This window comes from Rhizobium tropici CIAT 899 (assembly GCF_000330885.1).
Taxonomy (GTDB): domain Bacteria; phylum Pseudomonadota; class Alphaproteobacteria; order Rhizobiales; family Rhizobiaceae; genus Rhizobium; species Rhizobium tropici.
Map to the genome: position 1 here is coordinate 453,739 of NC_020062.1, position 11,656 is coordinate 465,394.

Consider the following 11,656-nt stretch of genomic DNA (forward strand, 5'->3'; position numbering starts at 1 on the left):
ATATTCTCAGGCCTTGAAATGCGTCAGGACGCAGTCGGCGACCAGCCGAGGCTTGGGGCCACCGTTTGTGCGAGATCTGTCAGCAGTCTTACATTCTCCGCAAGTCCGAAAGCGGGCGGTAGGAAAAGGACGATCTCGTCGGCGGCGGCCAGGCCCGGGTCCTTGAGCACTGCTTCGATCACCTGATCGGGGGTGCCGTGGAAGACCGGAGAAATCTGGATACCCGGCGGCTGAATGGCCGGCGCGGCCGGTTCAAGGGCGCCGCTGGGCCGGGAGGCCCCGATCCCCTTGGTTCGGCGCTCAAGATCGTAAGCGGCATATTTCTCCCGCAATTCGGCGGTGGTGCCGACCAGGATCGATGCCGCCACCGTGACCGGCGGCGGCTCGGTGCCCTGCCTCTGGCGCCATGTCGCGCGGAAAGCATCGATGGCGCGGGCTTGATATTCTCCGAAACTCTCGCCTTCGGCGTGGTCGTGTTGGACAGTTCCCGAGATGAGCCCGATCCCGAGCTCAGCAGCCTGCACGGCCGAGGCATGGCTACCAGAGCCTTGCCGGATACGCGATCGTAGCGTCGGGCTGTGCGGGGTCACCCGCAGTTCGGTGCCCTCCGGGGCACCCTGGCCTGGACCATCGACCGTGTGCAGCACCTCGCCGGCAATTGCTGCAAGAAAACGCGCCTGGCGGCGCTTCGCTTCTGTCCGGGCATCGGTATCGACCGCGCCGAATACCGCGTCGAATGCAGCATTGGCGCCGGTGGAGATGGCCAGCTCAAGCCTTTCGCCGATGAGCAGGTCGGCGGTGGCGGCTGCCTCGGCAAGCAGGATCGGGTCCTGGTAGCGCATCGGGATGACAGCCGATCCGAGCGTGATATGGCTTGTATGTTGGCCGACCGCAGCAAAGAATGGGATCGGAGAGGACAGGTAGTGATCGAAGTGGCGCTGATAGGCCCAGCCCGACTGGTAGCCCAGCCGCTCGGCTGCCTTGAACAGTTCTATGCCGTCGCGCAGTCCCTGCGCCGGACCGGCCTCATCGTTGAACGATACGCGGGTGTTGAAGCCGAGCCGCCGCTTGGCGCGGAATGTGACGGGCAGGGCGCCGATGGGGGCAACGATACTCATGCGATCTGTTCCTGGCTGATGATCCGGCGGAGTTGCGGGAGTGGTGCGCGTGCAGGGGTGGCGGCGGTCGGGATCGATTCCAGCAACGATAGCGTGTAGGGCTCACGTGGATTGTCGAAGATATCCCTGACGTTGCCGTGTTCGACGATGCGCCCGCGTTGCATCACGGAGACGGTATGGGCGAATTGGCGCACGAGGGCCAGATCGTGGGAGACGAAGATATAGGTCAGGCCAAGGCTTGCCTGCAGCGAGAGCAACACCTCGACGATATCAGCCTGAACACTGACGTCGAGTGCCGAGGTCGGTTCGTCGAGCACGATCACCTCCGGCTTCAGGACCAGCGAGCGGGCAATCGCGACACGCTGCCGCTGACCGCCGGACAAGGCTTGCGGCTTGCGTGAAAGCAGGTGCTCGCCAAGGCCGACATTCGACAGCGCTTCGCGCACCCGTTCCGCCCGCTCGGCACGAGTTCCGATGCCGAACCTGTCGAGCGGCTCGCGCACGAGCCGCTCGACCTTCCAGGTCGGATCGAGCGAGGTGAATGGATTTTGATAGACGAGTTGAAGATTGCGCCATACAGGGCGTAGTGAGTGGTGTGAGCGTCCGCTGAGTTTTTCCCCTGCGACCGAAATATGACCGGCGTCCGGTTGATCGAGCCCGAGCAGCAGCCGGATCGTCGTCGTCTTTCCGGAGCCGGACTCGCCGACCAGTGCGTGCGTGGTGCCCGCCGGAACGGTAAAGGAGACGTCATCAACGGCCGTCAGAACCTTGCCGTCGACCGTAAAGCTCTTGGTGATACCCTTGACTTCGATCTTCGGCGAGTTGTTGCCCTCAGCGTCGAGGAACCGAAAGCCAGGATCCCGAAGCTTGTAGTAACGGTTGGGATTAAGCGCCGGAACATCCGCATGCAGCTTCTTTGCGTAAGTCGATGCGGGTGAGGAGAAAACGGCCGCAGTGCTGCCGGCCTCCTGAACGATGCCATCCTTGAGAACGACCAGGGAGTTTGCCCGTTCGGCTGCGATCGCCAGGTCATGGGTGATGAGCAGCAGACTGATGTCGAGGTCTTGCTGCAGCCGTGAGAGCAGATCGAGGATTCTCTTCTGGATCGTAACATCGAGCGCCGAGGTCGGCTCATCGGCGACCAGCAACTGTGGCCGCGGCAGAACCGCAAGTCCGATCAGGACGCGTTGAAGCATGCCGCCGGACAGCTGGTGCGGGTAGGAACCATAGACACGCTGCGGGTTGTCGAGCCCGACCTGGGCGAACGTCTCCAGGACGAGCGCCTTGCGGATTGCCCTGTTGGGCTCGTCGACAAGAGCTGCGGCTTCCATCGCCTGCGAGCCGATTGTCCGCACCGGGTTAAGTGCGTTTCCCGGGTCCTGCGGCACGAAGCCGATAGCCCGGCCTCGAAGCTGGCGGAAGCGGCGCTCGGAGAGCTGCAATATGTCCCGGCCGTCGACCGCGATGCGGCCGGTCGCCTGTCCCGTGCGGGGAAGCAATCGCAGCACGGCGCGCGCAATGGTCGACTTGCCCGAGCCCGATTCCCCGATGAGTGCAAGGCTTTTGCCGCGGCCGAGCTCGAAGCCAACATTGCTGACGACCTCATGCGAGCCGTAGGAGACGGACAGGCCCTCCACCTGAAGCAATGGCGCTTGCCGCTGAAGCGTCGGGGCATTCTCGGTAATAAGGGTGCGAATTGCATTTAGTCTATCTTGCGAAGCCATCGGCTGATCCTATTCACAGAGAGGACGGTCGCGATCGTGACGAAGGCGGGTGCGTAGACCAGCCATGGCCACTTGAGGTAGTCCTTGCCGATCGAGATCAGCAGACCCCAATCGGAGGCTGGCGGCGGATCGCCGTAGCCGAGGAAGGCGAGGCTGGCGATCACCAGGATCGAGTCGCCGAACTGCAGCACGGCAAGCGGGAGCACGGAGCGCGATGCGTTCGGCAGGATGTGCCGCCAGAGGATGTGCCAGCGCGAACCACCCGAAAGGAAAGACGCTTCGATGAAGGTCGCCTGTCTGGTCTTGATGACCTCCGCCCGCATGACACGGGCAAACACGGCAACCGAGGAGATGCCGGTGGCGATCGCGGCGTTCGTGGTGTCGAAGCCGATCGCGGTGACGACGATGACGGCAAGCAGGAATTTCGGAATTGCAAGCAGGACATCGACCAGGCGGGCAAGGGCGATATCGACACGGCCACCGAAGAAGCCGGCGAGCAGGCCGGTGAAACCGCCGGCGACTGCACCGATGACGACGGCAATCAGCGCACTCCTGACTGAGGCGGCCGAACCGTAGACAACGCGGGTGTAGAGATCGCGGCCGAGCTGATCGGTTCCGAACCAGTGCTGGGCGCTAGGTGCGAGCAACTTTTGAGAGGGAATGCCGACCGCCGGATTATGGCTGGTGAACAGGCTGGGTGCGAGCGACCAGGCGATCACGATCGCTACGATCGCGAATGAGAGCGCGACGGTCGCGGGCAGTCGGAAACCGGCAAGCCGGCCGCCAGCTGTGATGCGCGGGGACGTATTGGTCGAGAGAAGGGTCATGACAGCACCGACTTGGGAATATCGGAGGATCCTTCGTCCGAAGTGGCCGGGCGGCGCGCGGCACTGCCGAGCAGTTTCACGCGCGGGTCGAGCAATGGATAGACAAGATCGGCGATCAGGTTGACCAGCACGAAAACCACGGCCGCGAGCGATACGACCGCCTGTAGGACAGGCAGGTCCTGGGTGCTGACCGAGCGCTGGACCAGGCTGCCGATGCCGGTGCGGCCGAACACCGCCTCGGTGATCAGCGAGCCGCCAAGCAATTCGCCGATCGTCAGCGCGACGACGGTAATGACCGGAAGCGAAGACGGCTTGAGGAGATGCCTGGCGAAAAGCTGCAGCTGGCCAAGGCCGCGACTGCGCGCAACGGCGGCATATTCCTGCCCCGACTCGTGATCCAGATTGGCTATCAGTACCTCGGCGATCTGGGCCGAGATCGGAATGCCGAGTGCGACCGCCGCGAAAAAGGTTGCCCAGAAGCTGTCGGGATTGATCACGCGGAAGAGACCGAGCTGGAAGCCGAAGATGTGGATCAGCACCAGGCCAATCACGAAATTCGGCACCGACAGGAACAGGGATGGGAAGCCCCGCAACAGGCCTTGGCCGAACCTCTTTGGCAGGAACTGAGTGCCATAGGCAATCACGATCGCCAGGATCAGCGCGACGACGAGGCCCGCAAAGGCGAGAACGAGCGTCGAGGGCAAGACCTCGGCGATCATGGTCGTCACGGAACGGTTGGTTCGCATCGACAGGCCGAGATCGCCGATCAGAAAGTGGGAAAGCGATGTCGACAACTGCATGAATACCGGCTTGTCCAGGCCCTGAGCAGCAATGATTTCCTGGATCTCCGCCTCGCTGAAGCCGTTTTGCGGGTTGCGCAGAACGTTGGTAACGGGATCGCCCGGCAGAACGCTGACGACGATGAAGGTGAAGACGTAGGCCAGCAGGATGACAATCGCGGCCTGGACGAGGCGCTTTGTGGCGTAGCTAAGATAGGCATTGTTCATGCTCGTCACCTCCTCGCTTTCCTTCGCTGCGCTGTGGGTCAGTCACTGATCGTGGCCGTGTAATAGCTGGCATAGGCGACGCCGTTGTATGTCTCGCCTTTGAGCTTGGGAGACTGGACATAGATGCGCTGGACCATCTGTGTGCGCGGAATGAAGTAACCCTCTTCAAGAACATATTTCTGAAGCTCGTCCAGCAGCGGGTTTCTGGCCTCGAGAGAACCAGCGCTGGCGATCTTGTCGCGCAGTTCGTTGATCTTCTGGTCGCTCTCGCCGAGCGCGAACCAGTTCTCGCCGTTATTGGCGTTGGTCAGGATGCTCGCGACAGTGCCGGCGTCGATAAAGCTGCGCGTTACCTCATAGGCAGGGACGCCGGCGCCGCCATACTGAACCTTCTGGCCGTAGGTCACGACGTCATAGGCCCGGATATCGACCTTCCAGCCGATCTTGCCGAGCTGCTGGGCGATGAGTTCGTCGATCGACCTTGAGGTCACGAGATATGGGTTGGAATTGAGCGTCAATGACAGCTGCTTGCCGTCCTTGGCGCGTATGCCGTCAGCCCCCTTTTTCCAGCCCGCCTCGTCGAGGAGTTTCTCGGCTCTGTCGGGATTATAGGCCAGAAGCTCGCTGTGATCGGTCGCGCCGGGAACGTTGCTCTGAATGAATGACGTCGCGAGCTTCCAGTCGGGCGTGTAGACGGTATCGATGATTTCCTGACGATTGACGCCGGCCTGCAAGGCCTGTCGCACCTTGACGTCATCGTAAGGCGCGAGTTTCGTATTGATTGCCCAGCCATTGACGAAGCCGAGATAACGCGGCGTCGCGACGGTAAAGCCCTCCTGCTTGAGCGACGTCAGCTCCTGCGGCGAGGCGTTATAGGCAACGTCCGCCTGGCCGGACTGGACGGCAGCAACCCGCAGTGACGGTTCCGATACCAGCTTGTAGGTGATCGTATCGAGATAGGCCGGACCGGTATGACCGACGGCCGCAGGACCCCAGTTGTAATCCTTGCGTTTGACCAGCTTGACGAAGTCGCCTTCCTTCCAGGAATCGACCACATAGGGCCCGCTGCCGGAGGTCTTGCTGAGATCGGCCTGCTGCGCGGCCGGCTGTGCGATGGTCTTGGGGGAGATCAGAATGGAACCGTGATAGCCAAGGGTCGGAATGAAGCCGAGCGTCGGTTTTTTGAAGAAGATCTTCACCGTGGTCGCATCGACCGCCTCGGCGTGGTCGTAGGTCTTCGGGAAAAGCCCAATCGGGTTGATGCCCTCTTTCTTGCGTCCGGCGTACCAGATGTCGAGATTGGCGACAGCGGCAGATGCATCAAGGGGCGTGCCGTCCGAGAAGGTCACACCACTCTTGAGATGGAGGGTGAACTCGGTGGCACTGTCATTCTGCTCCCAGCGCTCGGCGATCCACGGGCTAACCTTGCCGGCGGCATCCACGTAAACGAGCTTGTCGGTTACGTGACCCCATATGTGGCCCTGGAAACTCGAAATCGCGCTGTTGTTCGGGATCCAGCTGTCACCCAATGAATCGATGAGGAAGGTGATGTCGCCGCCATTTGGCTCGCCGGCACTATGTGCGGGAGTGAAGCCTGCCATCGCCACCAAAGCACCGGTCGCCACGGCGGATGACGTGATCAACAAGCGGCGCCGCGAAAGGGAGAGCGAGAAAAGGCGTTCGGTCATAGAGAGGTCCTGATGGTTCGGGTTCTGCGAATTCTTGAAACAAAGCCTACGCAGGCAGAACCAAAAGGAGAAAGACTGGTTGTTCTTTTTCTACTAATTTTATGGATTATTTTGGCCGGTTTTGGCCTCTGCAGGGGATCAGCATTTTTCAGGCCTGATGGTGAGGGGACTGTAACCCGAAAATATTTGCTAGCGAGCAGTGTCACCGCATCGATCTTGTCACGGCCGATGTATCCGAGCCAATAGGGCTCCTGGAACTGGCTGATGCAGCAAGATCGAATGCTCGAATAGGCGTAAGGCGTATAGTCGCGAACGAGAACTTATTCGATCGCTGGCATTATTCGTGTAGATTTCTTCCGAATTTGAGGCAATATTCCCTCATATAGTTTTAGCATTGATAGTATAGTTAGAGACGAACGGACAGGTCGAAGAGGGCGCGTGTAGATGAAGGCCGCATTATCGACTGAGACGGATCAGGCTCCGCCTGCGTCTCCCAAGAGAATCCTCTATATCCAGCCGGGAACGAGTTCGTTTGCCGGTATCGAGAGAGTTGTCGACACGATATGCTCAGCCCTATCCGATAAATATCCCGCCGATTTCGATATCGATGTTCTCTACACGTCCGAGCATAAAAACCGGCCGCACGGAACACAGAGCTACAACACAATCGACAGGATCGTGCACAACAGACGCGAACTCATGTCGGTCTTGCGCGATGTCATCGGCGCAAAAGACTATGACTTGGTCGTTGTTCCGCAGATCGAGCCGACAGTGATCTGCATGATCGCCTGTATCGGCATCCGGCGGAACTTTGCCATGCACCTGCACGGTAACCCGCGGCTGGAGCCGAGCCATCTGAAAGCGAAGATCCTGTTCTTCCTGATGAGGATCTATTTCATCAAGCGGCTGACCTATGTGTTCGGCACGTCGCCAAGGCAGCTTGAATCGTTCAAAGCGATGTTCAGAAGCAACGTCCGGCAATATTGGCTACCCAATCCCGTCAGACGTTTCGATGCCCTTCAAAAGCCCGAGGGAGAAGAGGGGTGCGTCACGTTTGTCAATGTCGGTCGCTTCTCCTTCCAGAAGGGGCAGGACATTCTCCTCACGGCATTTGCCGAAGCCTACAAGCTTCGTCCTAATATCAGGCTGAAGGTCGTGGGTTATGGAGACGGCGAGGCTGAACTACGCAACCAGATAGGGGATTTGGGGCTCGCAGCCGTGGTAAGCGTCGAACACCATCCGGACAATCCCTCACCGGCACTGGCGGCGAGTGACGTCTATGTGTCGACATCACGCTGGGAAGGGTGGTCGTTGGCAATATGTGAGGCGTTGCGATTTGGGCTGCCGGTCATCTCGACCGATTGTGAATTTGGCCCGAGCGATATATTGGTCGATAGACGCCTCGGCCTTCTCGTGCCGGTTTCCGGAGGCGAGGAGCTCGTCAGGGCGATGCTTTATTATTGCGACCATCTCGAGGAAGAGCGTGCGCATGCCGAATTTCGGCAAAACTTCATTGATATTTACGACACAGAACGCGTCGTGGATGTTCACGCAGATGCCTTGCGGATAGCCGCCATGGGACCTGCACCGCTGATTGCCTGAAAGATGACGGCATCATGAAACCCGGCGCCCCCGGGTCTTAGGGATATCATGCATAGACCCGCATGTAGTCGACACGCATGTGGGTTTGGCGATCCTGCGGCTGCAAAGGATCGGGGAAGGGGACATCCGAGCGCAGAGCAAGCGTCAGGAGCGGCCAAAAGACATCGTTCTGCGCGTCCATCTCTGCCGCGCGTCCGAGCGTCCACTCGATGAGCCCGCCGGTCTTTGGATCGGCGATTTGCTTGCGTTCGAAATAGAAGCGGCAGCGTGCACCTTCGATGAGCAGGCCATAGCGGAAATAGCCGGTTGTGATATCGACATCCGTGGGAACGCCCACGCCTTCGTGATGCTCGCCGGGCTTGCCCCATTCATGCAGATAGGCGCCGTATAAATCATGCTCCCAGCCCTTCTGCTCGACTATGTCGAGTTCGTTGCTCGTTGCGGGAAACAGAATGCTTCTGCCATTCATCAGCCAGAAAGCCGGAAAGCTCAAGGGATGGGCAGGAAACCACATCCGCGCCTCGAAATAGCCCTGTCGCCAACCCTTCAGGATCGTACCGTCAGGCTTCGCCGTCTGGATATTGCCCGATATCCATTGATATTCGGGAAGATTGTTGCCGTAATAGTTCGGCACCTGCATAGGGCGCCCAATATATTGAGCCGAGATCTGCAGTGCCTTGCCGTTGCTGGCGGATGGATCGTCGACGATCGCATAAGGATCGAACCCTTCCTCGCCACCGAAGCGGCTGAAGGCCGATCTGCCGTAAAAGCCGCTGTCGAAGGTTGTCGCCTTGGCCCCGGCATGCCAGATCGTCTGATCGAGCGCTGCGAAGTTTTCGTCGAAGATGACGGTGCGGCCTTCGGTCGGGTCCTGCTGTACCTGTGCCGCCGGATGACGGTTTGCAAGCAGCAGGCCGCCGGCCGCTGCCAACGATGCCGTGCCTATCAGCACGTTGCGCCGGGATGTCAGGCTTGGCATTGCTGCTTCTCCTCGATCGATTGCATCGTCCCTGACGGTTTAAGTTACGCGGCGACGGCTGCGTTCTTCGAGCCGGCTGCAAGAGCGCTGCCATAGATATCAAGCGTCTCATGGGCAACGCGGCTGATCGTCAGGCGGTCGAGATGAACTTGGCTCTTATCCTTCCACTCCTGCATTCGGGCGGGTTCCCCAAGCAGTTCGCAGAGCACGGCTGCCAAAGCGGGTGGATCGTGCGGCGGCACCAGTATTCCTGCCGCCCCGTATTCCAGGAGCTGCGGGATCCCGTCCACTTTGCTGCCGATAACCGCGCATCCTGCCTCGCGGGCTTCGGAGAGAACCAGCGGAGCCGGATCGGCATGTGACGGCAGCACAAAAATATCCGCCGCCGCCATCCAAGGGAATGGATCCTCCTTGGCGCCCAGGAAGGCGACGGCCGAAGCGCACTCCATCTTTGCCACCATTTCCATGTAGTTGGTTTGGAAGGGCCCTTCTCCGACGATAACAAGTCTGGCCTCGGGATGCTGTTCATGTGCCAGGCGAAAGGCCTCAAAGAGATCGGGCAGGCCTTTCCTCGGATGTAGGCCGCCGACAAAAAGGATGCTCGGAGATGGCAGATCGACCGGCGTTCTGCTGCGGCCTTCGGAGCGGACCGAGCCGATCGTCCCGTTAAGGACCACACAAAGCTTCGATGACGGTATACCCCGCCTGAGCATGGAAGCGCGCACGGCCTCGCTGACTGCGATGACGCGGTTTCCAAGGCCCATCAAGATCGCGCTCTTTTCGAATTCATTGTGAACAGTGGTGATGAGCGGAGTGCCCGACAATCTGCAAATCGGCCACGCCAGAACTGCACTTGTCATCATATGGGCATGAACGATATCGGGCTGCCATGCATGGACGTGCTTGCGCAAGGCGAAGGATGATTTCAAGAGATTGACCGGCTTTCGCTGGTGGTCAACCATTGCCGTTGCGACATTATTCTTGTGCAGCAGCGGGTCGAAATCACCGCCGCCGCTTGCAATACATACGTCATGTCCCAATTGGGCCTGTGCACATGCCAGATCGACTGCTGCATGGACATGTCCATTCAGCCTGTTCGTGTGATTCAGTATATGCAAGATCCGCATGAATGCACCTTATATAAGTGTGATAAATATAAACACGATATATCGAGGATGCTGACGTAGTATGCTTTAGCTGTCTCGGCATGGCAATGATAGAGCATCGTGTTTATATTATAGAATTCGCTGCTATCTCGAATGGTATTTCCAATTATACCGGAGTGCTGTTGTCAATGCTTATGGTATTGGCCTTTGCAGTGCTGCTTCTGCTTCCACCGTTGAAGCCCGTGCTGTTGGCTGATAGTTGAAGCCACCCTGACGGCCTAAGGATTCGAGGCCAAAAGCAAGGAGTTGTTGCATTGCTTGGGCAGCATGGCCAGCAGCACCCTTGCTATAGATGGGATATGCTTCTCCCAGCATGTCGCTTCCTTCCAATTTGAGATCACCCTCAAAAAGGCCGTTGGCGTAAACATGATCCCTGAAGTCACTCTCGGCGCGTTCTATCGAGCAGCCGATCTGGTTGCCGATGACCTCGACTGTGAAATAATCGCGATCATCGACCCGACCGTAGAAATCGGAGTACATCGTCAGGCGCTTCCAGGCGCCTTGATGCGAGAAATTATAGATGATTGGTTGCGAAAAGCCGCGATTGCCGGAAAAGCTGAAATAGAGGGAGATGAGGGTGATCGTCTCAAGCTTCCGGCCGGAATCGAGGCCACACAGCTTTTCGGCCATATGAATGGGTATGGTCGAGATAACACGATGTGAAGCCACGACCCTGTCTTGCAGTTGCAGGTGAAGCTGATCGTGGACCTTGCGGATCGTCTGCATGTCCGCTGCCAAATGAAATTGCGCGCCACGCCGCTCCAATCGTTCGACTGCAGCCCGGTAGAGGAATTGAAAACCTTCCTTCGGGCGAGCCATCTGCCGGTTTTTCGGTCCTTTGTGACTGCGTCTGAATGCCCGCGCGATCTGATTTTTCAAGGAGGCATGCTCGCTGATCCAAAGCATCCGCTTGCGGGCGAGATCGATGTCTATGCTTTCGACGGCAGCTCCATAGAAACGCTTCATGTAGGATTCCAGGCCGGAGCGATGCAGCAGGCGGCTCCCGATCCAAAAGCGGGCAAATTCTTTCGCGTTGCGCATCTTTCGCTGAAAGAGCCGCGCGAAAATGACCGAGGAGAAAATTCGGACTACTTCAGTGGCGCCGGCGCTGAAAATGTCATCGCGTACCGAAATCGGATAGGCAGTGATCATTCCCTGAGGGTTCAAGCGCGCCCATGTCGGTTCGATCGGAACATAGAGCGGCAGCAATTCCGGAAAATGGGCAAGCAACGGGGAGTCGTCCTGAAAGATCAGGCTGCCGATATCGAATGTATATCCTCCATGCGACCAGTCGATGTGATTGCCCCCGACATGGCCGTAGGTATCGACGATCAGGATACGCTGATAGCCCTGCTTTTGGAGGACCGAGGCGGATACCAGCCCAGAGATGCCTGCCCCGAGCACTATGGCATCAAATCTCTCTACTTCGGCGATAACATCGTTGGCGGCATAATGACCCGCATCGTTCATGGAAGCGTCCCCTGCTGCGGCTTTTCATGCACTAGATTAAATTTTGCTTATTGAAAGTCTAAGTCGAAAAGTGCT

The 11,656-nt window shown here is 58.7% G+C and carries 9 protein-coding genes; 1 reads left to right on the top strand and 8 read right to left on the bottom strand.

The window, feature by feature from the left end:
- Window positions 1-23: 23 nt before the first annotated feature.
- Genes RTCIAT899_RS24220 through RTCIAT899_RS24240 form a run of 5 tightly spaced genes read right to left on the bottom strand, consistent with a single transcriptional unit; the run spans window position 24 to window position 6,364 of the window.
- Entirely contained in the window at window positions 24-1,118 is a 1,095-nt protein-coding gene (locus RTCIAT899_RS24220; protein WP_015342444.1) for an LLM class flavin-dependent oxidoreductase, read from the bottom strand.
- Entirely contained in the window at window positions 1,115-2,842 is a 1,728-nt protein-coding gene (locus RTCIAT899_RS24225; RefSeq protein ID WP_015342445.1) for an ABC transporter ATP-binding protein, read from the bottom strand. Before RTCIAT899_RS24225 ends, RTCIAT899_RS24220 begins: the two co-directional genes overlap by 4 nt.
- A complete protein-coding gene (locus RTCIAT899_RS24230) occupies window positions 2,821-3,669 on the bottom strand; it encodes an ABC transporter permease (protein WP_015342446.1) in 849 nt (282 codons plus the stop codon). The genes RTCIAT899_RS24225 and RTCIAT899_RS24230 overlap by 22 nt, the downstream gene beginning before the upstream one ends.
- Window positions 3,666-4,676 (bottom strand): ABC transporter permease, encoded by a 1,011-nt coding sequence (locus RTCIAT899_RS24235; RefSeq protein ID WP_015342447.1) that lies wholly within the window; start codon window positions 4,674-4,676, stop codon window positions 3,666-3,668. The genes RTCIAT899_RS24230 and RTCIAT899_RS24235 overlap by 4 nt, the downstream gene beginning before the upstream one ends.
- Window positions 4,677-4,714: 38 nt before the next feature.
- Window positions 4,715-6,364, bottom strand: a complete 1,650-nt coding sequence (locus RTCIAT899_RS24240; protein ID WP_015342448.1) for an ABC transporter substrate-binding protein — start codon at window positions 6,362-6,364, stop codon at window positions 4,715-4,717.
- Between the two features lie 444 nt (window positions 6,365-6,808).
- On the opposite strand from RTCIAT899_RS24240, the gene RTCIAT899_RS24245 reads away from it, so the two are divergent.
- Entirely contained in the window at window positions 6,809-7,966 is a 1,158-nt protein-coding gene (locus tag RTCIAT899_RS24245) for a glycosyltransferase (RefSeq protein WP_015342449.1), read from the top strand.
- Window positions 7,967-8,012: 46 nt separating this feature from the next.
- On the opposite strand, the gene RTCIAT899_RS24250 is transcribed toward RTCIAT899_RS24245, so the two are convergent.
- The 3 genes from RTCIAT899_RS24250 to RTCIAT899_RS34675 all read right to left on the bottom strand — a co-directional run bounded on the left by RTCIAT899_RS24250 (window position 8,013) and on the right by RTCIAT899_RS34675 (window position 11,581).
- A complete protein-coding gene (locus tag RTCIAT899_RS24250) occupies window positions 8,013-8,945 on the bottom strand; it encodes a glycoside hydrolase family 16 protein (protein ID WP_015342450.1) in 933 nt (310 codons plus the stop codon).
- A 44-nt stretch (window positions 8,946-8,989) separates the two neighbouring features.
- A complete protein-coding gene (locus RTCIAT899_RS24255) occupies window positions 8,990-10,072 on the bottom strand; it encodes a glycosyltransferase family 4 protein (protein ID WP_015342451.1) in 1,083 nt (360 codons plus the stop codon).
- 171 nt (window positions 10,073-10,243) lie between these two features.
- A complete protein-coding gene (locus RTCIAT899_RS34675) occupies window positions 10,244-11,581 on the bottom strand; it encodes an NAD(P)-binding protein (RefSeq protein ID WP_015342452.1) in 1,338 nt (445 codons plus the stop codon).
- Window positions 11,582-11,656: the final 75 nt, after the last annotated feature.

Bases quoted from the DNA above. Each gene is read 5' to 3' on its own strand.
- RTCIAT899_RS24220 (WP_015342444.1), bottom strand. From the start codon at position 1,118: ATGAGTATCGTTGCCCCCATCGGCGCCCTGCCCGTCACATTCCGCGCC.
- RTCIAT899_RS24225 (WP_015342445.1), bottom strand. From the start codon at position 2,842: ATGGCTTCGCAAGATAGACTAAATGCAATTCGCACCCTTATTACCGAG.
- RTCIAT899_RS24230 (WP_015342446.1), bottom strand. From the start codon at position 3,669: ATGACCCTTCTCTCGACCAATACGTCCCCGCGCATCACAGCTGGCGGC.
- RTCIAT899_RS24235 (WP_015342447.1), bottom strand. From the start codon at position 4,676: ATGAACAATGCCTATCTTAGCTACGCCACAAAGCGCCTCGTCCAGGCC.
- RTCIAT899_RS24240 (WP_015342448.1), bottom strand. From the start codon at position 6,364: ATGACCGAACGCCTTTTCTCGCTCTCCCTTTCGCGGCGCCGCTTGTTG.
- RTCIAT899_RS24245 (WP_015342449.1), top strand. From the start codon at position 6,809: ATGAAGGCCGCATTATCGACTGAGACGGATCAGGCTCCGCCTGCGTCT.
- RTCIAT899_RS24250 (WP_015342450.1), bottom strand. From the start codon at position 8,945: ATGCCAAGCCTGACATCCCGGCGCAACGTGCTGATAGGCACGGCATCG.
- RTCIAT899_RS24255 (WP_015342451.1), bottom strand. From the start codon at position 10,072: ATGCGGATCTTGCATATACTGAATCACACGAACAGGCTGAATGGACAT.
- RTCIAT899_RS34675 (WP_015342452.1), bottom strand. From the start codon at position 11,581: ATGAACGATGCGGGTCATTATGCCGCCAACGATGTTATCGCCGAAGTA.